General features: G+C 56.1%; 19 protein-coding genes and 1 pseudogene. 16 read left to right on the top strand and 4 right to left on the bottom strand.

Going from position 1 to position 20,812, the window contains the following annotated elements; translation table 11 throughout:
• Window positions 1-971 precede the first annotated feature (971 nt).
• Window positions 972-2,957 (top strand): endonuclease MutS2, encoded by a 1,986-nt coding sequence (locus IM700_RS18210; protein ID WP_193416624.1) that lies wholly within the window; start codon window positions 972-974, stop codon window positions 2,955-2,957.
• Between the two features lie 459 nt (window positions 2,958-3,416).
• Here IM700_RS18210 and IM700_RS18205 read toward each other — a convergent pair whose 3' ends face one another.
• Window positions 3,417-3,896 carry a GAF domain-containing protein gene (locus IM700_RS18205; RefSeq protein WP_155607259.1) on the bottom strand — a complete coding sequence of 160 codons (480 nt, stop codon included), beginning with the start codon at window positions 3,894-3,896 and terminating at the stop codon, window positions 3,417-3,419.
• Window positions 3,897-4,116: 220 nt separating this feature from the next.
• Here IM700_RS18205 and IM700_RS18200 point away from each other — a divergent pair, with 220 nt between their 5' ends.
• The gene (locus IM700_RS18200; RefSeq protein WP_155607258.1) at window positions 4,117-4,317 is read left to right on the top strand and encodes an aspartyl-phosphate phosphatase Spo0E family protein; all 201 of its coding nucleotides are present in this window, start codon (window positions 4,117-4,119) and stop codon (window positions 4,315-4,317) included.
• Here the strand turns inward: IM700_RS18200 and IM700_RS18195 are convergent.
• Window positions 4,299-5,252 carry an alpha/beta hydrolase gene (locus IM700_RS18195; RefSeq protein ID WP_193416623.1) on the bottom strand — a complete coding sequence of 318 codons (954 nt, stop codon included), beginning with the start codon at window positions 5,250-5,252 and terminating at the stop codon, window positions 4,299-4,301. The two genes, IM700_RS18200 and IM700_RS18195, sit on opposite strands and share 19 nt — an antisense overlap.
• A 228-nt stretch (window positions 5,253-5,480) precedes the next feature.
• Between IM700_RS18195 and IM700_RS18190 the strand changes: the two genes are divergently transcribed.
• The 8 genes and pseudogenes from IM700_RS18190 (at window position 5,481) to IM700_RS18160 (ending at window position 11,493) form a co-directional block, all read left to right on the top strand.
• Window positions 5,481-6,053: a GNAT family N-acetyltransferase gene (locus IM700_RS18190; RefSeq protein WP_193416622.1), complete on the top strand. Its 573-nt coding sequence runs from the start codon at window positions 5,481-5,483 to the stop codon at window positions 6,051-6,053.
• A gap of 2 nt (window positions 6,054-6,055) precedes the next feature.
• On the top strand, window positions 6,056-6,808 hold the full coding sequence (locus IM700_RS18185; protein WP_193416621.1) for an energy-coupling factor transporter transmembrane component T family protein: 753 nt from the start codon (window positions 6,056-6,058) through the stop codon (window positions 6,806-6,808).
• A gap of 162 nt (window positions 6,809-6,970) precedes the next feature.
• A complete protein-coding gene (locus tag IM700_RS18180) occupies window positions 6,971-7,576 on the top strand; it encodes an ECF transporter S component (RefSeq protein ID WP_155607254.1) in 606 nt (201 codons plus the stop codon).
• 1 nt (window position 7,577) lies between these two features.
• A pseudogene (locus IM700_RS23515) lies at window positions 7,578-8,084 on the top strand (energy-coupling factor ABC transporter ATP-binding protein); the annotation flags it as partial.
• Window positions 8,085-8,177: 93 nt separating this feature from the next.
• Entirely contained in the window at window positions 8,178-9,125 is a 948-nt protein-coding gene (locus IM700_RS23290) for an ABC transporter ATP-binding protein (protein WP_239484037.1), read from the top strand.
• Window positions 9,126-9,270: 145 nt separating this feature from the next.
• Window positions 9,271-10,797 (top strand): MDR family MFS transporter, encoded by a 1,527-nt coding sequence (locus IM700_RS18170; protein ID WP_193416619.1) that lies wholly within the window; start codon window positions 9,271-9,273, stop codon window positions 10,795-10,797.
• Between the two features lie 156 nt (window positions 10,798-10,953).
• On the top strand, window positions 10,954-11,295 hold the full coding sequence (locus IM700_RS18165; protein WP_155607252.1) for a hypothetical protein: 342 nt from the start codon (window positions 10,954-10,956) through the stop codon (window positions 11,293-11,295).
• Window positions 11,296-11,319: 24 nt separating this feature from the next.
• Window positions 11,320-11,493: a hypothetical protein gene (locus IM700_RS18160; protein ID WP_167521246.1), complete on the top strand. Its 174-nt coding sequence runs from the start codon at window positions 11,320-11,322 to the stop codon at window positions 11,491-11,493.
• A 296-nt stretch (window positions 11,494-11,789) separates the two neighbouring features.
• Here the strand turns inward: IM700_RS18160 and IM700_RS18155 are convergent, their stop codons facing one another.
• A complete protein-coding gene (locus IM700_RS18155) occupies window positions 11,790-12,257 on the bottom strand; it encodes a MarR family winged helix-turn-helix transcriptional regulator (RefSeq protein ID WP_155607251.1) in 468 nt (155 codons plus the stop codon).
• 269 nt (window positions 12,258-12,526) lie between these two features.
• On the opposite strand from IM700_RS18155, the gene IM700_RS18150 reads away from it, so the two are divergent.
• The 3 genes from IM700_RS18150 to IM700_RS18140 all read left to right on the top strand — a co-directional run bounded on the left by IM700_RS18150 (window position 12,527) and on the right by IM700_RS18140 (window position 15,994).
• Window positions 12,527-13,843, top strand: a complete 1,317-nt coding sequence (locus IM700_RS18150; protein ID WP_239484034.1) for an MFS transporter — start codon at window positions 12,527-12,529, stop codon at window positions 13,841-13,843.
• Between the two features lie 95 nt (window positions 13,844-13,938).
• Window positions 13,939-14,649 (top strand): ABC transporter ATP-binding protein, encoded by a 711-nt coding sequence (locus IM700_RS18145; protein ID WP_272491480.1) that lies wholly within the window; start codon window positions 13,939-13,941, stop codon window positions 14,647-14,649.
• Between the two features lie 55 nt (window positions 14,650-14,704).
• Window positions 14,705-15,994, top strand: a complete 1,290-nt coding sequence (locus IM700_RS18140) for an ABC transporter permease (RefSeq protein ID WP_193416617.1) — start codon at window positions 14,705-14,707, stop codon at window positions 15,992-15,994.
• A 162-nt stretch (window positions 15,995-16,156) separates the two neighbouring features.
• Here IM700_RS18140 and IM700_RS18135 read toward each other — a convergent pair whose 3' ends face one another.
• Window positions 16,157-16,834 (bottom strand): hypothetical protein, encoded by a 678-nt coding sequence (locus IM700_RS18135; protein ID WP_239484033.1) that lies wholly within the window; start codon window positions 16,832-16,834, stop codon window positions 16,157-16,159.
• Between the two features lie 153 nt (window positions 16,835-16,987).
• Between IM700_RS18135 and iolD the strand changes: the two genes are divergently transcribed.
• From iolD to iolC, 3 genes are read left to right on the top strand one after another with little or no spacing between them, the layout of a single operon-like run.
• Window positions 16,988-18,850 (top strand): 3D-(3,5/4)-trihydroxycyclohexane-1,2-dione acylhydrolase (decyclizing), encoded by a 1,863-nt coding sequence (iolD, locus tag IM700_RS18130; protein WP_193416615.1) that lies wholly within the window; start codon window positions 16,988-16,990, stop codon window positions 18,848-18,850.
• 25 nt (window positions 18,851-18,875) lie between these two features.
• The gene (gene iolE / locus IM700_RS18125) at window positions 18,876-19,793 is read left to right on the top strand and encodes a myo-inosose-2 dehydratase (RefSeq protein WP_193416614.1); all 918 of its coding nucleotides are present in this window, start codon (window positions 18,876-18,878) and stop codon (window positions 19,791-19,793) included.
• On the top strand, window positions 19,790-20,806 hold the full coding sequence (iolC, locus tag IM700_RS18120; protein ID WP_193416613.1) for a 5-dehydro-2-deoxygluconokinase: 1,017 nt from the start codon (window positions 19,790-19,792) through the stop codon (window positions 20,804-20,806). The genes iolE and iolC overlap by 4 nt, the downstream gene beginning before the upstream one ends.
• The last annotated feature ends 6 nt before the right edge of the window (window positions 20,807-20,812 follow it).

Below are 20,812 nucleotides of genomic sequence, written 5' to 3'. Positions count from 1 at the left end.
TTCCTTTCCGCAAAAGCTCCTTTAGTTGAATTTAATGCCGAGTTAACAATTTTAACGCCCCATATATAATACATGAAATGATCGTAAGAATAAAATTAATCAATTCACTCAATTAGCAAGATATTCCACTCAAAAAGGGATGAAGTGCGCATAAACTCGGATTCTTGACGAATAGCGCCTCTTTTTGGTAAATTAAAGGTATTCCTTCTTTTTGAATCACTTCGTGATCGAAAGATGACTTTTTGAATTACCTATTTAATGAAAATCAAAAAGTCAGGTTTGGAGCACCGAGAAGGTTGAATGAAGCTAGGGACTGAGTAGCGGAGCGTAGCCGGAGGCTACGAGAGCAACGGAAGGCCCGGGTGAATTCAAGATTCGAAGTCGAAATTACTTCTTGGCCCACTTCGTGATCGAAAGATGACTTTTTGAATTACCTATTTAATGAAAATCAAAAAGTCAGGTTTGGAGCACCGAGAAGGTTGGATGAAGCTAGGGACTGAGTAGCGGAGCGTAGCCGGAGGCTACGGGAGCAACGGAAGGCCCGGGTGAATTCAAGATTCGATGTCGAAATTACTTCTTGGCCCACTTCGTGATCGAAAGATGACTTTTTGAATTATCTCTAAAGAGGAGAGATATTGATGTCGGTGAAGGTTCTTAACTAGTTAACTTCATAGAGACGGTTACACAGGGTACAGGAACGTGCCGCTTAAAGTTGGAGCGCGCCCGTATTTTTCCGTACGCTTGTTACGGTCTATGAATGAGTTAAGAACACACGCGGGACATCTTGCAGCTTCTCCCTAGCTGCCGTCATCATGATTATGATGAAGCCGTGCTGTTTTCAGCACGGCTTTTTTGATTTTCTGATCGGCATCAGCGGGAGAGGTCTAGGCAAAGGATGGCATACGTGCCGTCCTTTGCCTTTTTTGATTTCAAAAAGAAGGAATGACAACCCATTTGAAGGAGGTTCTACCTTGAATACATTTTCGAGTAGTACGTTGGAATATGAGAGCATTAAGCAGGAGTTGCTGGGATACGCGGTATCTTATGCCGGTCGGCATCGAATCGAGGAGCTTACGCCGATGGTGGAAAAACGGGCGATCGAACGGGCGATCGCGGAAACCGCGGAAGCGCTCGCTTTATACGGGAAAGGGGCCAGTGTACCGCTGCCCTCTCTGGAAGGGATTGAGTGGGTCGTCTCTTTGCTAGGCACGGGTTATTTGTTCACCGAACAAGATCTGATGGCGGTGCAGACGTTCCTGCACAGCTGCGGGCAATTGAAGAAATATATGGCCTCTAAAGGCGAAATGGCCTGGCGAATTGGCATTTATGCGACCGACCTACAAGATTTACCCTCGCTGCAGCAGGAGATCCTTCGTTGTATCCGGTTCGGGGTGATCACAGATGAAGCGAGCCGGGAGCTGGAGAAGACGCGCAAGAAAATCGCGGTCGTCAAGGAGCGGATTCAGAAGCGTATTCAGTCCGTCATGGCTCGCCATGCTTCCATTTTGCAAGAGAACATTGTGAGCGTCCGCGGTGGCAGATATGTGATTCCGGTTAAAAAGGATTATTACAAGCAAGTCAACGGGCGTATGCTGGACCAGTCGACCAGCGGGCAGACGGTGTTCATAGAACCGCAGGAGGTTGCGGCGCTGCAGGGAGAGCTGGAGCTGCTTCAAGGAGAGGAAGCCCGGGAGGAGGCCAAAATCTTAGGTTACCTCGCCGGATTGGTCGAACGAGAAGCCGCTGTCCTTGTTCGGAACATCGAGATCACGGGGACGTACGACTTCATATTTGCCAAAGCGAAATATGCGGCAGCGATTGGTGGTGCCCCGGTACAGCTGAGCGAGAGCGGTGACACGGTGATTCGAGGGGCAAAGCATCCGAAGTTGCTGCAAACGATGGTTCCTCTGGATGTAGCGATTGGCGCCGATTACCGGACGCTGATCATCACCGGCCCTAACACCGGCGGGAAGACGGTTGTCCTAAAGACGGTGGGCCTGCTGTCCTTGATGGTGCAATCGGGCCTGCTGGTGCCGGTCTCGTCGGACAGCCGGTTTGCGGTATACCAAGGCATCCGCGCGGTCATCGGGGACGGACAGAACCTGGAGCAGTCGCTCAGCACTTTCTCTGCTCAGATCGGTGCCCTGGTGGAAATCTTACAGGAGGCAAGGCCGTCTACCTTGGTGCTGATCGACGAGTTGGCCGCAGGTACCGACCCGGGGGAAGGGATCGCGTTATCGATCGCGGTATTGGAGGAGTTCGCACGCAAAGGTTCTACAGTGATGGTTACGACGCATTTTAACGAACTTAAGACGTTTGCCTCTCGAGCGGAGGGCTTCGAGAACGCCCGTATGGAATTTGACGCCGAGACGCTGCGCCCGTTGTATCGCTTGACCATCGGGCAATCCGGCCGCAGCTATGCGATCGAAATTGCCCGTAAGCTAGGGATGTCCGGCGGAATCATCGAACGCTCGCAGCATATCGTCAGCCGACAGCAATTCACTGATGGCTCTGGAAGCGGGGGCATGCGGTGGGACGAAATCGTGCCGCCGAAGCGATCCTCAGCGCCAGCCGTGTCAATGCCCCGGGGTCGCCGAGAGACAGGCGGTGATGGGAAGGAGGCGGAAGGAGCCCCCGAAGAAGCTGCCGAAGCGGTGATCCAACCCTCCCGCAAGTTTGAGGTTGGCGACGCTGTCCTGGTGACGTCCATTGGAAAAATCGGCATCGTCGTTGAACCCCCGGATTCTCGAGGAATGGCATGGGTTCAGGTTCAGAAACAGAAAATCATAATCAACCATAAACGGTTGAAGCCATATCTCAAGAGCGAGTCGCTATATCCGGAGGACTACGATCTTGATATCGTCTTTGATTCGAAGGAGAACCGGAAAAAGCGCAAGCTGATGAGCAAACGGCATGTGGAGGGCATGGTTATCGTCACAAAGCCGGGAGAAGATTAATCTCTGGCGGTATTAAGCCGCGGCGCTTGGGATGGCAGGATAAAATAGCGCGAGCATAAAGGGCAGTCTAGCCCCTTATGCTCGCGCTTCTTTTTTATCGAACGTGGGTAAACCTGGTATAAGGAATGTATATGAAAAATCGCGTATAAATGGGGAGAGCTTGCTATCGAACGGAGGATTTGTATGAAAAATCGTATAAAACGGAGAGAGTAAGGCCCTGAAACCGGAATTTTGTATGAAAAATCGAACAGAATAGGAGCAAACGAGGCGAAGGCAGCGGGATATGAATGAAATATCGCATAAAATTGATAGAATGGGAACCCAAAGCGGGAGAGCGACGGCGGGCACTAAGGTAACAGTCAAAAAAAGACCCCTGCGCGGAAAACGCGCAAAGGCCTATAGAACTCGTGGAACGAGCAAATCCCGCAACATACTCCCCACGTTATGTGGGTCTGTCAACTACAACTGCTTGGCGAGCGTCGCCACAAATTGCTCCAGGAATGCCTGATCTTCGGCGTCAAACCGCCCCTTCAGCGGACTGTCGATGTCCAGTACCCCAATGAGTTGGTCTCCCACGACGATCGGTACGACAATCTCGCTATTGGACGCCGCGTCGCAGGCGATGTGTCCCGGAAAGGCGTAGACATCTTCGATCCGCAGCGTTTCTCGGCGTTCCGCACTGGTCCCGCACACGCCTTTGCCGAGCGGGATCCGAATACAGGCCGGTAGGCCTTGGAACGGCCCAAGTACTAACTCCTGGCCGTCGAACAAATAGAAGCCGACCCAGTTGATATCATCTAAGAAAAAGTTCAGCAGCGCGGCGGCGTTGGCTAAATTGGCTACTTGGCTGCTTTCCTCGTAAATGAGCGCTTGAAGCTGTGACAAGACGGCATTCTGCCGCTCTTCGCGGGAGCCGCTGTATTCGCTGGCATGAAACATACGTTATTCCCTCCTTGAAGCTGCAGGCTGACCTAGGCCGCCGGCAGTAATAAAATCTATTATAAATAAGTTTTTTGTCGAGGGATAGCATTCCTGCGGAGGGGGGACTATTTTTTCTTACAAAGTCCGACACCGAGTGCTAATTTTTATCAAATTTGCAAAATATGTTTTTTGGCATCATGAGGTAAAATAGGGACAAGATTAATGAAAAGGTGATTTTATGGTACCTCAAACTCTCCGAGGCGTAAGCCGTACCAATAACAAAATCAGCAATGATCTGAAGGCGACCATTGAGCACCTGCGTCTGGAATTAATGAATGCCGCTACCCAAGACAACTTTAGCAGCGGCACGATTCTGGAATTAAGCCAACGCCTGGATCAGTATATCGTCATGGCTCAAAGTCAGATGCTTGGTAAATAAGCGGTGGATTGTTCATCCGCGCCTAGTGCCTTCTCGATGAAGGTCTGAACCTGATCGGTATACCGTTTCGGATTGATGCCGTAGGCATTGGCGTGGACCGCGCCCTCCACGAGCAGCAGTTCTTTGGGTTCGGGTTTTTGACTGTACATCTCTCGGCTCATATAGGTCGGTACGTAGTTGTCTTCCATGCCATGGATGAACAACACCGGTAACTTGCTGTGTTCGACGGCCTTAATTGGACTAACCTGATGCAGTCGGAAGCCGGCTTTGCGCTGCAGCAGCTTGTCAACCAGCGGCAAGAGCGGCTTGGCCGGCAGCTTGTTCAGCTTGGAAATTTGATGGCGCATGAGCTCCGTCAGGTCCGAATATGGGCAGTCGGCGATGACGAATTTCACATTGGGATGGGCAATGGAGAGATACTCCAGAACCGTTCCGCCCCCTAAGGATTGGCCATGAAGGCCGATCACGCTACTTTCTCCGTAATTCTCAAGGATCCAATGTACCCACGTTTGGACATCGTACTTCTCTTGATAACCATAGGTTGTGTAGCTTCCTTCACTGCCGCCATGCCGGCGTTGATCCACGAGCAGAATGTTAAAGCCCGCCTTTTGAAACATTTCGATATATTGCGTTGAGGCGAGCAACGAGACCGTATAACCGTGAACGATGATCATCCAGCGGTGGCTCTCGGGGAACAACTCCAGCACGTACCCGTTTAACTTCAATCCGTCGCGGGACATTACCTGTACCGCTTGTTTGGGTAACCGCTCGAATTGTTCGCGGGTATATACACCCGTTCGTTCTAAATATTCGTAAATACTCTCATTCGTTTGCAGCCGCATCTGGGTGATCTGGCGAACCGCAAAGCGCGGCACCCCGCTCACAAATGCCAATACGGCAAGCAGCAAAACCAAGATAACGATCGTAAATACCATCTGCGTGGGTTCCTCCTTGCGAGCCTATCCGTAAAGCTCTCTATGTCTATAATAGTATCACCGAAAAGTTGGAAGGAAAATCGCCCCCCTGTAAAATTTGCCCTTCCCCTTTGACGAGTTTATTCCGATATGATTATCTATAAAAGGGTGTTGTAATGGAGAAAGAACAAATCCCTGAACATCACTCAAACATGCAGAAGCGGAAACGGCGAGGGGGAACTGGAAATCGTGTTTAGATGCGGCGGGGACATTCCCGTGCTGGAAAGCGAAAGGCTGCGGCTGCGGCGGATGGAGCGGAACGATGCAGGGGTTTTGTTTCATTATTGGAGTGATTCTGAGGTAATAAAGTACATGAATCTTCCGCCGTTCACCTCGGTAGAGGACACTTGGGAGATGATTAACCTACTTAACGGTTTATCCGAGAGCGAGGACACGCTTCGCTTCGGCATAGAGCTCAAGGAGGAGAAGAAGCTGATCGGCAGCTGCGGATTTAATGTCTGGGAGCTGGCCGGAGCCTATCGCGGCGAGATCGGCTACGACTTGGGCCGGGAGTACTGGGGGCATGGATATATGTCGGAAGCGCTGCGGATGCTGCTCGCCTATGGGTATGAAACGATGGGATTAAACCGTATCGAGGCGCTGGTCGACCCGAGGAACAACGCTTCTCGCAGGCTGCTGAAGGCGTTCGGATTCCTGGAGGAAGGACTGCTTCGGCAGTATCAATGGACGGAGAGCGGCTTTGTTGATCTGCTGATGTATTCCTTGTTAAAGAAAGAGTATTACGCAGGAGGGGGGAGTTAACGATGGAGTATAGCAAAGAGTACGGTGGCCGATTCCTTCACCGTCTTGATCCGCTCAGCAAACTGGTCGCGTTAGCTTGCCTTGCTGCGCTCACCATGCATTGGGACGACCCGCGTCGGCAGATCGTCTTGTTGCTAACGTTGATCGTAGCGGCTAAGCTGGGGGCCGGGATGAGTTGGCACCGGTTATTGCGGCGGTTCGCATGGATCCTCGGCTTTGGCCTGCCGTTATTTGTTGTAACTGCACTAGCCGTACAGCTTCGAGAGGGCAGTACCGAGGGACCTCTGCTGATTTCGGGGGTTGCACTAAGCGACGCCGCAGCGGTGACCCTGCGGATGGTTAGCTTGTTTTTGTCCTCGCTGGCTTATATCGAGTCCACCGATCCCAAGGATTTCGTCGTGATCATGACAACCCGTTTGAAGTTGCCGTACCGGTTTGTGTTTGGAATTTCGATGGCGCTGACGTTTCTGCCATTGTTGGCGGAGGAAGGCAGGCAGGCTGCGGCCGCCCGCAAACTCCGGATGGGCCGGCAACCGCGAGGGATCCAGGAGCGACTGGAACAGCGTCGGGGTCAGTTAGTGACCGTATTCACCGGGGCGATAAGGCGCGTGGAACAAACCGCCGGGGCGATGGATGCCAAGGGGTTTGGCGCGTATCGGGAGCGGACGTTTTTACGGGAGGTGCCGTTTAAAGCCATTGGCATAGGGACGATCATGATAAGTTTGATTTTGACGGCGGGTCTGTGGATGCTGTGAGATAATTTAACCCTTGCAGGCCCGAAGGATCTCGCTTTCTCGCGCTTTAGCGACACAGGGAGATTAACGCAGAGGGGCAACGGTTCAAAAAAAAGGACTTGACGCCGATTGATTGTTAACCTAAATTATGTTTTATGGTTAACAATCGAAAGCGATGAGAGGATGGTTCATGTGAAGGGAGCAAGTTCGGGCAAGGCGTTTCAGCGCTTTACCACACTAGATATCGTGCTGATGGCCATGCTGGCCGCGGCGAATGCCGTGATGACAGTTTTTCTGTCGCCGCTGAATCAAGCGTTGAACGGGTTGGGGGGACCGATCCTCACCTCGACGATCACCGGTTTGTATATGATCTACGGATTGCTGGCGTATTATATTATCCGCAAACCGGGGACGGCCTTGATTACCTACGGTATCGGGGCGGTTGTCCAAGCTTTTATGGGAACGGCGTACGGCATTTTGTCCTGCTTCGTGGCCGCTGCCTGTTATTTGGTGATCGTGGAGGGAGCCTTTGCCCTTGTGCGATATAAAAAATGGAGTTGGCCGATGCTGATGGTGACGGGAGGCGCGATGGTGCCGGTGTGGTTCTTCTTCGCCGCCCAAATGTTCGGTTATACGAAATGGGGAATGGATATCCTGCTGATCGCATTGGTCGTCCGGGTACTGAGCGGGATGGTCTTGTGCGGCTTGCTGGTCAAGCTGCTTGGTGACGCCTTGGCGGGCAGCGGACTTCTTCGCCGCTTCGCGGCAGGCCGCCGGATGGAAGCGTAAGATGTCGCGCCCCGCACTGGAACTGCACAATGTCAGCTACGCGTTCGAGCCGGACGGGGTTCCGGCGGTGCAAGGCGTGACGCTCACCGTGGAACGCGGGGAGTGGGTGGCGCTCGTCGGCGCGAGCGGCAGCGGCAAATCGGCCCTGGCGCAGCTGATCAGCGGTTATCTCCCCCGAACCGGGGGAGGGAACCGCACGGGCCGAGTGCTCGTGGACGGCGTCGATCCCGCGGAAGCGGAGATCGGCGAGGTGGCCCGGCGTATTGGGGTCGTGTTCCAGGACCCCGACGCGCAGCTCGTGCAGGGCCGGGTCGAAGACGAAGTCGCCTTCGGCCCGGAGAACCTGCGCGTCCCCGCCGCCGAGTTGGAACGGCGGGTAACGGATGCGCTGGCGGCGGTGGCGATGACGCCCCGTCGCCTTACGCCCGTGCATGCGCTGTCCGGCGGCGGGCGGCAGCGCACGGCAATTGCGGCGGTGCTGGCGCTGGAGCCGCCGTTGCTCGTGCTCGACGAGGCGGCGGCCAGCCTCGACGCCGCCTCGCGCCGGCGGCTGCTGGCGCTGCTGCGCCGCCTGCACGGCGAAGGCCGGACCATCGTGACGATGTCCGGCCGGATGGACGAGCTCGCGCTGGCTGCGCCGCGGCTCGTCGTGCTGGACGCCGGAACCGTCACGTTGGACGGTCCGGCGGAGCCCCTCCGCCGCGACGCGAGCGCGCGGCTGGAGGAGCTGGGCATGCTGCCGGCCGAACCATCGGCGGCGGCAGCATGCCCAGGCTCCAGCGGCGGCGGCCCTGCGGGGCCCGCCGCCCTCGCCCCCGCCGCCGGGCCCGCATCGGCGGCGACTCACGCGCCCCTGCTCGAGGCGCGAGGGCTCAGCTACGCTTTCGCCCGCGGAACCGAGCTGGTGCTGCGGGATGTCCGCCTGACGCTGTACCCTGGCGACTGGCGGCTGCTGTGCGGGGACAACGGTTCCGGTAAAACCACGTTGTCCCGCTTGCTGATGGGTCTTCTGCCCCCACCTAAAGGTACGGTATTTTGGCAGGGCCGGGACACTGCCCGCCGGACGCTTTACGATAGGGCGTCCGAGATCGGCTACGTGTTTCAGCAGCCGGAGCAGCAATTCGTCGCCTCAACCGTGTGGGACGAGCTGTTCTATAGCCCGCGCGCCGAACTGCGGCTGAGACCGCAGGATCCTGTGCCAAAGGAGCTGCGACAGCGGGCCGAACGCATGTTGGAAGCGATTGGTTTAGCCGGTAAAACCGGCGAATCCCCGTATTGGTTAAGCGGCGGGGAGAAGCGCCTGCTGAGCGCGGCCTCGGTTATGATCTGTCCGAAGCGGCTGTACATTCTTGATGAGCCAACGGCGGGCATCGATTATGGCGGCGTCCGCTTGCTCACGAATTTATGCCGCGAGGCGCTGGGGGAGGGGGCCGCGCTGATCATGATCACCCATGAACCGGAGTTGTTTGAAGGCGAACCCGTCAAACACTGGCGAATGGCGGAAGGGCTGCTTAGGGACGAGGAGCTGAGCTGGAGCAAACGAAGCTGAACTAGCCACACGATAACGATACGGACGGCAATCCAGGAACAGGACCCGGGTTTGCCGTCCGGCTTTCTTTTTTTCGGGCATTCTACTATAATGAATGGTTATGAAATCATTGTACGGATGGTAGAGAAAGGAAGTATCGTTCAACATGAAAGCACCCAAACTGAAACGTAACTATATCTTGACCGGTTTGCTATTATCCACGTTTTTAGCTGCGATTGAAGGCACCGTCATTGGCCCGGCGGGCCCCCGTATCGTCGGCGACCTCGGCGGAGCCCGGCTGCTCGGTTGGGTATTTACCGCCTATCTGCTGACGATGTCCGTCACAACGCCGATTTTCGGCAAAATCAGTGACCTGTACGGCCGTAAGCCGGTGTTTGTCATCAGCTCGCTGCTGTTCTTGGCCGGCTCCATATTATCCGGTACGGCCCAAAGCATGGGGCAACTGATCGGGTTCCGCGCCCTACAAGGGATCGGGGCCGGCGGTCTCGTTCCGGTCACGTTTACGATCATCGGCGACATTTACTCCATCGAGGAACGCTCCAAAATCCAGGGCTGGATCAGCTCCGTTTGGGGCATTTCCTCCTTGATTGGTCCGCTTCTGGGGGGATATGTCGTGGATTCGCTGAATTGGCGCTGGGCCTTCTACTTTAATGTGCCGTTTGGCTTGCTGTCGCTTTACTTCATCATCGTTTATCTGCATGAGCGGATCGAGAAACGCAAGGTTAAGGTGGACTATCTGGGGGCGGTAACCTTTACGATAGGTGTATCCGCCTTACTGATCGGACTGGCGACGGGCGGGCAGCAGTTGGCCTGGACTTCGCCGTGGCTGATCGGGATCTTTGCTGTGGCGGCTTGTTTCCTGGTGTTGTTCTTCGTTGCGGAACAACGGGCGGAGGAACCGCTCGTGCCGTTGAAGTTGTTCCGGATTGGCGACATCGCTTTCTCGAATTTGACCAGCCTTTTAGCCAGCGCACTGCTGATCGGCTTAACGTCATACCTCCCCCTTTGGATTCAAGGGGTGCATGGCCAAAACGCGACGATTTCCGGGCTGGCGCTGGCCCCAATGTCCATCGGCTGGATGCTGGGCTCCGTCTTGGGCAGCCGTTGGCTGATTTCCCGGGGCTCTCGCTACACTTCGCTGATCGGCATGATTATCATTGCCTTGGGTGCGGCGGGATTGGCCATGATCACCGAAGGAATGCCGATTTGGCCGTTATTAATCTTTAACGCATTGTACGGAATCGGGTTTGGTTTCTCGTTCACCGTATTTACCATCATCGCCCAGTCCTCTGTTGGATACAGCCTCCGCGGCGCCTCCACGGCGCTGAATTCGTTCGTCAAATCGATCGGGCAGACGATTGGTGTCGCCGCCTTCGGCACCTTAATTAATCTGCGGATCGCGGCCCAGACGAAAAATGGTACAGCAGCGGGCGTCCCGATTTCACAGGACGATATCGACCAACTGCTGTCTCCAGAAAAAGTCCATTTACTAGCCCCCGAACTTTGGGGAGAGCTGAAGCAGGTTCTAGCGCAAAGCTTGCATACGTTGTTTATCGTGATGGCGGTCATCGCGATTGCCGGCATCCTGTGCGCTTTCGGGCTGCGTAACCGGGCCCCGGGGCAAGAGGACGACGAAGCCACGGCAAGCAAGCCCGCCGTGGACAGAGCTTAGCTTAGCGCTTGTCCCATTCGCCTGAACTTCCCGGCGCAGCCTGCGCCTTCCCCAAGCTGCCGATTCCTGTTGAAACAGGGCGGCAGCTTGTTTTTCGTATCCCGGTATAAAAAAGCCCGCCTCTTCGCACCTTAACGGGAAAGGGGAGGTGTAACTATGAACAAAGAAATGAATATGGACCAGCACACGCTGGTGGATGCCTGGCAGAAGCAGTTGCCGGAATATCTGAATCCGGGAGACTCTGCGCAGGTGCAGGCTGATGGGGCCAACCCCCAGGGGCTGCGAATTCATATCAATGCGGCGGGACATCAGTTTTTTTCCTTTGATTTTCAATGCTCTTATATGGACCCGCGCGAGATTCGCGTTGAGCTGGTCGATGTGGAGCGGGACGGGCAGACCATAGCGGAGGACAGCGTGCAGATCCAGGAATTGACCGGGGATTACGTCCGTCATATCCATGAATGCGCGCAAGCATTGTCGCCAATGACGAACCCTTAAGGAGAGAAAGCGAGGACAAACGCGATGGCACGAAGCAAATCGGGTATCGACAAAAATTTGACTAACGTGGTTGAGGATTTGGACCGGACCCCGGTGAATGCGCATCAGGCTCAGCAGATGCAGCAAAAGGTAAATGACCGCCGGCACCGGGACATCAACAATCGCGATCACAACAAGGATATGGATCCAAGCCATTAGTATAGGGAGTTAGGCTTCCGTCCTTAACGTGATTTTTTAACCTTATTGAGGCGGGGGTGGCGATTCAAGCTTCAAATAAAGTGATGGTTTCACCTTATTTGGGCATAGGTCGGCGAATCACACTCTTTTTTACCTGGATAACGTGAAAAAATCACCTTATTTTGCCTGGATCTAGGGAGATCGGCGAAATAAGGTGATTACATCACTCTATTCTATTTGAAATTGCTCCCGGATCTTCACAAAAGGGCTGTTGCCAAGTTCATCGTTACGATGACCTCGGCTACAGCCTTTTTGTCTTATTTGCGCAACAGGGGAGCGAGCTTCTCGGCTTCGCGGCCCATTTTCTTCAGCAGTTCGATCATAATTTGCTTCTCTTCGTCGTTCAACCCGCTAAGCGCATGGTCGATGCGATCGGAAAATTCCGGATACAGCTGATCCATCAACTCTTTGCCTTTCGGCGTCAACTCGGCATAAATCACGCGCCGGTCACGCGGACAGGGCGTCCGGTGAAGCAAGCCTGCTGCCTCAAGCTTGTCGATCACGTAAGTCACGTTGCCGCTTTGGAGCAGCAGCTTGGCCCCAATTTGCTGAATCGGCTGTGAGCCTTTGTAATAAAGAACCTCCAGGACGGCGAAAGCCGTCGGGTTAAACCCCTGGATTTTGCTCCCCGTGACCGCGTGTTCGTTGACGCTCTTAAATGATTTGGCAAAAACCCGGTACAAATGCAGCGACAAGTCCGTTCCGCGTTCTTCGGTTGTCATCATGTGCATCCCGCCCTTACTTTATATTTGTGAATCTTTTTACATGGTCGAATTATTGTAATCTTAAAACACTTCAGAATTAAAAAAAATATAATTTATCACAATTTGCGCTTTTTTTAATGGAAATAAATGTTTATCGTTGCGCCTTGCGACCTCTGTAAATTTCAGCCTGCGGCACAGGGGACGAATCCGTCCCCAGACGGATGGATTGCCCCTTCGGATTCATTAAGATAACTTCATAATCGTTTGGAGTAGGGGATGAGGGAAGAATGATGGGATTCGGGAATAAGACGAAAAGCCGTGAAAAGTCCGGACTGTTGCAAAATCGCGCCTATTTAGCGCTGATGTCGGCGCAACTGGTATCCAATATCGGCGATTGGCTGTATTTACTCGCGTTACTGACGATGGTTGGCCTGAAGTGGCAAGCCACGCCTTGGGAAATTACGATGGTTTCTCTTTTTATGGTGCTGCCTGTTCTCGTGGGAGGGCCGTTGGCCGGGATGCTTGCGGACCGAATCGAACGCAAGAAGCTGATGGTCTTCTCGGATCTCGTGCGGTTTGTGGTCCTGCTGGGCTTCGTATTCGTGACGGCAATCTGGCAGGTGTACGTCCTGTTGATTGCCAAAGGGATTCTGGACGTGATCTTCTCCCCGGCGAAGAACGGCAAAATCAAGGAAATCGTGCCGCATGAGCAGCTGGATCAGGCCGTTTCCTACAGCGCAATCATCGAGCAGGGCACCAAGATTATCGGGCCAGCCCTAGGCGGCATGCTGACCGCGGCCTTTAGCGTCACGGTGTGCTTTGTTGTCGATGCGGGAACCTTTCTCGTTTCGGCGCTGTTGTTAAGCAAGGTTCCGGGTAAACTGCGGGAGGCTGCGGAGCAGTTGAAGTCGATGGAGGGAGAAGCGGGGGAACCGGTTTCCGCCAAAAACAAGCAAAGTTTTTGGACGGAAATGGCGGCCGGCGCCAAAATTATCGGAGGGATTCCATTGCTCGCCTTCGGAACCCTGATCCTGTGTGCCACCTTGCTCGTCCTGCAAATCGCCGACTCGCAAGCGGTTGTCCTGTTTCGGGAGATTCCGGGGGTGTCCGATGACCTGCTTGGCTGGTGCATTACGTTTAGCGGGGTAGGAACCCTGACGGCAGCCTGGTTTACGCAGCGGCTTCGCATCGCCCCTTTGTTCAAAATGGGTTTCGGCGGGGCTATGCTAGGGTTGGTGTTTGCGGCAGCAGGTTTCATCGTAAGCCGCTTGTCCCATACCGACGGGGTGACCGCACTGATGCTGACGTTGTTTGCATTTGCCGGACTGGGTGCCGGCATGACCTTTATTCCGTTTCAGGTCATGTTGCAACAGCGGACCCCCGAGGCTGTGACTGGCCGGGTGTTTGGAACGGTATCCAGCTTAACTTCCACCGCAACGTTGATCGGACCGCTGTTTGGAGGTTCGCTGGTCACCGCCTTTGGGCCGGAGCCGGCCTTCATTTTGTCGGGATGCCTGATGGCCGCCATTGGTTTCCTGTTGCTGACGATTGCCCCGGCGATCATGAAGCGGGACCGCGTGGCAGTCGAACCGGCCATCGGGGCGTAACGTCGGCAGGTTTGCCCGGTCGCGCCGCGGACATGTACAAGAGCGCATGATGAACTATAATGGAAGAAATGACTCATAGATTCGAGGAGATTCTTTTGGAACAAGCTCAAGCATGGTTGGAAGTGAACATTGATCAAGCGGGGTATGAGACGGGGAATGCCGCCATCAAAAATATCTCGCTCGCTGTCAAGCCCGGTGTGCTCACCGGGCTCATTGGGCCAAACGGGGCGGGGAAGAGTACGACGCTGAAGGCAATCCTTGGCTTACTTCCGTTTGCAGACGCCACGGTGGAATTTCACGGCAAGGCGAATCATTATGCCTATATTCCGGAGCAACCGGTTTTTTATGATACGCTGACGTTATGGGAGCATTTGGGGCTGGCCGCCGCCGTATACGGAATGGACGAGCCCGAATTCGTGCGGGAGGCTGGGGCGCTTCTGGAGAAGTTCCGCATGACCGAATCGCGGGACCTGCTGCCGGGTGGTTTCTCGAAGGGGATGCGGCAGAAAATGATGCTGATGATCGGGTTCCTCGGCCGTCCGGATGTATATATCGTCGATGAGCCGTTCATCGGACTAGACCCGCGGGCGACCAAGGATTTTCTCGGCTTATTAGAGGAGGAGCGGCGCCGCGGCGCCGGTGTGCTGATGTCCACGCACGTGTTGGACACGGCAGAACGAATTTGCGACGAGTTGATCCTCATTTCGGAGGGCCGGGTCAGGGCGAGTGGTTCACTGGACGACATTCGGACGGCGGCGAACATGCCGAGCGCTTCCTTATTCGATTGTTTCGACGCCTTAACTTGAGGTCGATGTCGGTATACGGCAGAGAGCGGAGAGAGGGGCTGGAGTATTGAAGAGCATGACACGGATGACGGCTCGGCGTTTATTCGCCCGGCGCTGGCGCGATCGGTTCCGGGAGAAGTTGGGCGTTCTAAAGTTTACGTTTGATTGGATCATTCTTTTATATCTCGGCATTCCCGGCTTGCTGCTGGGCGGCCGGGCGTATTATGGGTTGTGGCGGGAAGGACTTCCGGCTTGGCTGGCTCACTTGCCCTATCCGTTTATCCCGATCTTGTTGCTGCTACTCCTGTATAGCAGCGGAGGGATTTCCTTCTATATTGAAGCGGCTGACGTGCTGTTCCTACGGCAGCGCCCGCGGTGGATCACGGAATTAATGCTGCGCGGGTTGGCTGCCAGCTCCGCCGTTCAGGCCATCATGCTGGCAACCGTCATCGCCGTGCTTAGCCCGCTGTTGGTTCGCGTTTACGGAATGGGTTGGGCGGACATTGCCGGGTTATATGCGGTAGCGTATGCCGCAAAAATCGTGCAGATGCTGATTCAGCAACTGCTTGGCGTATTAACCACAGGCTGGCGCCATCTCCTGCTGCGTTCGCTGGCGTATTCGGCGCTGGCGGCGGGGTTCGGGGCCTGGGCCGCTTGGGCTGCTGCGGCGGGCACCGGGCGGCCGGCCGGATTGGCGGCCGGAGTTGCCCTGCCGGTGCTTGCGCTGCTTGCCGGCGCGCTCGGATGGCTCCGCTTCCGCCTGCGGGGCCGCTTTGACGCCGAAGTGCGCGAGGAGGAGCGGCAGCGCACAATGCTGACCGCGCTGCTCCTCGCTTCGGCCGTCGAGCGGCCGAAAGCGCCCCGGCCCGGCGGCTCCAAACCTTGGCTGTTCCGCCGCCTGCGCCGCTTGACGCGCTCGCGGAAGCCGGAGGCCCGCATCGCCGAGGCGCTTGTCAAAGCTTTCTTTCGCGGGAGCGAATGGAAGCTGTACGCCCAGATGACGCTGGCCGGGCTGGCTGCCGTCGTGCTGCCGCCGTATCCCGCCGTGAATCTAATCGTTTATGCCGCAATGCTTCTACTGCTGATGTATTGGCTGGGCGGCCACCGGAGGGCCTTTTTTGATCGTGAGCTCATGTCGATCCTCCCGTTGGAGGAATCGCTTGCCTATCGCAGCGCGGCCCCGGCAATGACGCTGCTGCTGCTTCCGGCAGTCGTCGTACTGACAGCGGCGCTTGGCGCCAAGCTGTTTCCGCCGCTTTGGGGCCTACCGACAGGCGCGGTCTGTGGCGTGCTGACGGCTCGGTGGTTAGGCGGCTTGTCCCGCGGATTTGGGCAGACTTTCGGACGCCGTCCGCGGTCCGGTTAAACCGGGGAAGAGACAGGCGACGATAAATTTTTTTGTTCTATTTGGGTGAATCAAAACATAAAATAGTTTGTTAAGCGCTTCACTCAATAAATCGAATTTGTTGCCCAAGTCAACCAACCCCGGTATCGTGAATCGATGCCGGGGTTGATTCGGTTTGTCGGCTCACTCTCCCGCGAGCGACGCCAGCAATGCGTTCAGCCGGATCGGAATCTCCCGGCGCAGCTGTTCCCAAGACACGAATAACGACGGGTCCCACGCGTGAAGCGCATATTCGAACGAGGGCTGAAAGCGGTACTGCTGCAGGCATCGCCTGGCAAGCAGATCCGAGTCCGGACGCGTTCGGAGCTCGCCGCGGAACATGGCCGGCTCCAGCAAGCCGTCGTTGCCCGCGTCCTCCATGCAGCACGAAGACGCTGTCGGCATGAGTCGAAAGAACTCGGCAATCGGCGACATGGCATGCTTGCCCGGCTGGGAGAACAGCTGGACGCGTCCGTCGGAGGACAAATTGCTGCGGTCCCGCAACAGCCCAATCAGTCGATGCCCGTGGGAGCTGCATTCACAGTGGACGATGTCCCCGTCCGGTCCAACGAAGATCCAGACATGCTCCAGCTCATACAGATGTTGAATGTCATAGTCCCAATAGATCGCGTACTCGATCGCCATCATCGTTTGTGAGCCGTCGACTTCCACGACCCGGTCGAAGGAAGGGGACGGGGCGGTCGCCTCGAAGACGGTGACCCCAACGCGATCCGGCTTGAAAGGTTCCAATACATCGAAATAAAGGTCGGGTGCATAACGCAGGGCCGCTTCCCAATGTGCGGCTTCCAGGGAATGACTCAAATTTATCATCCTCCCAAATAAAAAATGATTGCGTTTACTTAAAAATTGTAGTAAAAAGTGAATTAAGCGCTTTACATAATTACTATAGGGCAAATTTTAAATAATTGAAAGCGTTATATTTTTAAGCGATTAATGAATGGGTGGGAGGACGAAATGCAGACGATCCGGCTTACAATGGCACAAGCGTTGCTGAGGTTTCTGGACAGTCAATACGTTTCCGTCGACGGTGTTGAGATGAAGTTCGTTGCCGGTGTTATGGGTATATTCGGCCATGGCAATGTAACCGGCATCGGCGAGGCGCTGGAGCGCAGCCCCGGAAGCCTCGCGTTCGTACAAGGCAAGAACGAGCAAGGTATGGCTCACGCGGCGATCGCGTTTGCGAAGCAATCGCGCCGCCGGCGCATCTACGCGTGCACGACGTCGATTGGTCCTGGCGCGCTGAACATGGTGACCGCAGCCGGGACGGCGACGGTCAACCGCATTCCGCTGCTGCTGCTGCCCGGCGACAACTTCGCTTCCCGGCAGCCCGACCCCGTGCTGCAGCAATTGGAGGTGGGACATGATTACACGATCGCGGCGACGGATTGCTTCAAGCCGGTCAGCAAGTATTGGGATCGCATCGTTCGTCCCGAGCAGGTGATGACTGCGGCGCTGAACGCGATGCGCGTGCTCACGGACCCGGCGGACACGGGGACGGTAACCCTTGCGCTTCCGCAGGACGTGCAGGCGGAAGCTTATGATTACCCGGCGGCGTTTTTTGACAAGAGGGTGCATGTGATCGAACGCCAATGTCCGTCTACTAATGCTCTCCGCCGGGCGGCGGAAGTCATCGCATCCAAGTGCCGGCCGATCATCGTCGCGGGCGGCGGCGTGCGTTATTCCGGGGCAGAGGCGGAGCTGTCGGCCTTCGCGGAGCGCTTTGGCATTCCGGTGGCGGTGACCCAGGCGGGCAAAGGCGTCTTGCCCTGGAATCACCCGCTTAACGTCGGCGGTGTGGGGGTAACCGGCGGACTGGCCGCGAATCGGCTCGCGCATCAGGCCGATCTTGTTATTGGGGTCGGTACGAGGTATTCCGACTTCACGACCGCGTCCAAGTCGGCGTACCGAGAAGACGCGTTATTTGTGAATGTGAACGTCAGTCGGTTGGACGGCGCCAAGCTGGACGGTATCCCGCTAGCAGGAGACGCGAAGGCGACGTTGCCGGCGCTTGCGGAATTATTGGTGGAGACGGGGTACACTCCGGCTTACGGCGAAACGGAGCTTGAAGTGCACAAGTCTGAATGGGATCGTGAGGTCGACCGTCTGTATGAACTGGAGCATGAGGCCGGGTTCGCACAGACGCGCGCGCTCGGGGTGATCAACGAGACGATTGGCGATGGCGCGGTCATTGTATGCGCGTCGGGCAGTCTGCCCGGTGACTTGCAGCGGCTGTGGCGGGTGTCCCAATCGGATGCCTACCATCTGGAATATGGCTTCTCCTGTATGGGTTATGAAGTGAGCGGCGCCTTCGGGGTCTCGCTTGCGGATCCGCAGCGGGACGTCTATGCCCTGGTCGGGGACGGCAGCTATTTGATGCTTCATTCCGAGCTGCTTACCAGCTTGCAGGAGGGGCGGAAAATCACAGTGCTGCTGTTTGATAACCACGGCTTCCAGTGCATTCACAACTTACAAAGCGAACATGGAAGCGACGGATTCGGCAACGAATTCCGTTATCGGGAGGGCGGCACGGGCCGCTACACGGGCGCACCGCTTCCGATCGATTATGCGGCGCATGCCCGTAGTCTCGGAGCTGCTTCTTATAAAGCGTCGAACGCGGAAGAGCTTCGTGAGGCGCTCCGCCTGGCACAGGCGGAGACGCGAACGACACTGATTGAGGTCGCGGTGTTGCCCGGCACGAATACGGGGGGCTACGAGTCCTGGTGGAACGTCGGTGTTCCCGCCGTCTCGACGGGCGAGCGGGTCGTTAAGGCTAGCGAAGCAATGAGCGAACGCATTCAACAGGCTAGAGCTTATTAACGGAGACGCAACGGGAGGGATCGCGATGGCAGGCTTTTCATTTCGCTTAGGCGTACATCCAATTAATTGGGTTGGAGAAGACGTCAAGGAGCATGGAAACGACACCACGTACGAGCAAATCTTGGATGATATACAGGCGCTTGGCTTGACGGGGACGGAGATGGGGAGAAAGTATCCGACCGAGACCGGCGTGCTGAAGCAAGAATTATCCGGACGCGGAATCCGGCTTGTCTCGCAATGGAAGTCGGTGCTGTTCTCCGATCCGGTCTACCGCGAGCAGGAATTGGAGGCGTACCGGGAGCACGCAAAGTTTCTAAAGGAAATGGATGCCGAAGTCATCAGCACTTGCGAAGTGGGCGGCTCCCTGCACTTCGATCCGCGTCGCACTCCGAATGAGCGGATCATCATTCCGCTGGACGATGCGGGATGGGAGAGCTTGGCCGAAGGGCTTAACACGGCCGGCCAAATTGCACGCGACTACGGGCTGAAGCTGACGTACCACCACCACGGCGGTACTGTCGTCGAACGGCCCGAAGAGATCGACAAGCTGATGGAGCTGACCGATCCGGAATCCGTGTGGCTGCTGTTCGATACCGGTCACGCGTTGTACGGTGGGGCTGACCCTCTGACGCTGCTCCGCAAGCATTACGACCGTGTTGCCTACGTTCATCTGAAGGACGTGCGCGCCGACAGGCTGCGCCAGGCGAAGGAAGCGGGCTCCGACTTCGTCACCTGTATTCGTGAGGGGGTATTCACCGTCCCGGGCGATGGCTGCATTGACTTTCGGCCCATCCTCGCCGAACTGGTCGGCCGCGGCTACAACGGCTGGGCCATGCTCGAGGGTGAGCAGGATCCGGCGGAACATCCGCCGCGTGAATACGCTGCCCGGGCGCTTGCCTATCTGCATTCGCTGAATCCGGTTCAAGGAGGGGATCTGGCATGACAACATTGGTTTCGCTGTTCCCGGAGAATCGGAGGTTCGACCTCACTGCGCTCGGGCGGCTGTGTATTGACTTGAACGCAAACGAAATCAACCGCCCGATGGAGCAGACGATGACGTTCACCAAGTATGTCGGGGGCTCGCCTGCGAATATTTCGATCGGCATGAGCCGGCTTGGTCGGCGCGTCGCATTCATCGGCAAGTTGGCCGATGATCAGATGGGCCGGTTCATTCGTTCGTACCTGCGGGATAACGGGATCGACGACAGCGCTGTCTCGACAGACCGCACCGGCGCGGTAACCGGGCTTGCGTTCACCGAAATCAAGAGTCCTACCGATTGCAGCATCCTGATGTATCGGGATAACGTTGCCGATTTGAAGCTTAGTCCGACGGAGGTTGACGAGTTGCTGATCTCGGACAGCAGAGTGCTGCTGATCTCGGGTACGGCGCTTGCCGCAACTCCGTCGCGGGAGGCGGTGTTCGTTGCGCTGGAGTATGCCCACGCTCACGGGACTCCGGTAGCCTTCGATATCGACTATCGGCCTTATACTTGGCGTTCGCCGGAGGAGACGGCGGTGTACGGCCATCTTGTCGCCGAGAAAAGCGACATCCTTATCGGCACCCGCGAGGAATTCGACAGCCTGGAGCGATTTGAACGTGATTCGGACCGCAGTGACCGGTACACCGCAGCCAAGTGGTTCGAGCGCGGTGCAAAGCTCGTCGTCATCAAGCATGGCAAGGAGGGCTCCATCGCCTATACGAAGGATGGTCTGGAGCATCGCGCTCCGTCGTATCCAGCGAACGTCATTAAGACGTTTGGGGCGGGCGATGCCTATGCTTCCGGCTTCATCCATGGCCTGATGTCCGGCTGGGACGTTGCCCGGAGCATGTCTTTTGGCGGGGCGGCGGCGAGTATGGTCATCTCGAGTCACAGCTGTTCGGACGCGATGCCAACCGCCGCGGCGGTTGAGGATTACATCCGGCGCTGCGAGCGCGGGGAAATTACAGCCGGTTGACGCGAA

The sequence above is a fragment of the Paenibacillus rhizolycopersici genome, assembly GCF_014947195.2.
Lineage (GTDB): Bacteria > Bacillota > Bacilli > Paenibacillales > Paenibacillaceae > Fontibacillus > Fontibacillus rhizolycopersici.
Note: the sequence above shows the minus strand (reverse complement) of the source record. Positions and strands in the feature narration are given on the sequence as shown.

Coding starts and splice junctions, on each gene's coding strand:
- IM700_RS18205 (WP_155607259.1), bottom strand. CDS start 3,896: ATGTTTCATGCCAGCGAATACAGCGGCTCCCGCGAAGAGCGGCAGAAT.
- IM700_RS18200 (WP_155607258.1), top strand. CDS start 4,117: ATGGTACCTCAAACTCTCCGAGGCGTAAGCCGTACCAATAACAAAATC.
- IM700_RS18195 (WP_193416623.1), bottom strand. CDS start 5,252: ATGGTATTTACGATCGTTATCTTGGTTTTGCTGCTTGCCGTATTGGCA.
- IM700_RS18185 (WP_193416621.1), top strand. CDS start 6,056: ATGGAGTATAGCAAAGAGTACGGTGGCCGATTCCTTCACCGTCTTGAT.
- IM700_RS18180 (WP_155607254.1), top strand. CDS start 6,971: ATGGTTCATGTGAAGGGAGCAAGTTCGGGCAAGGCGTTTCAGCGCTTT.
- IM700_RS23290 (WP_239484037.1), top strand. CDS start 8,178: ATGTCCGGCCGGATGGACGAGCTCGCGCTGGCTGCGCCGCGGCTCGTC.
- IM700_RS18170 (WP_193416619.1), top strand. CDS start 9,271: ATGAAAGCACCCAAACTGAAACGTAACTATATCTTGACCGGTTTGCTA.
- IM700_RS18165 (WP_155607252.1), top strand. CDS start 10,954: ATGAACAAAGAAATGAATATGGACCAGCACACGCTGGTGGATGCCTGG.
- IM700_RS18160 (WP_167521246.1), top strand. CDS start 11,320: ATGGCACGAAGCAAATCGGGTATCGACAAAAATTTGACTAACGTGGTT.
- IM700_RS18155 (WP_155607251.1), bottom strand. CDS start 12,257: ATGATGACAACCGAAGAACGCGGAACGGACTTGTCGCTGCATTTGTAC.
- IM700_RS18150 (WP_239484034.1), top strand. CDS start 12,527: ATGGGATTCGGGAATAAGACGAAAAGCCGTGAAAAGTCCGGACTGTTG.
- IM700_RS18140 (WP_193416617.1), top strand. CDS start 14,705: ATGACACGGATGACGGCTCGGCGTTTATTCGCCCGGCGCTGGCGCGAT.
- iolD (WP_193416615.1), top strand. CDS start 16,988: ATGCAGACGATCCGGCTTACAATGGCACAAGCGTTGCTGAGGTTTCTG.
- iolE (WP_193416614.1), top strand. CDS start 18,876: ATGGCAGGCTTTTCATTTCGCTTAGGCGTACATCCAATTAATTGGGTT.
- iolC (WP_193416613.1), top strand. CDS start 19,790: ATGACAACATTGGTTTCGCTGTTCCCGGAGAATCGGAGGTTCGACCTC.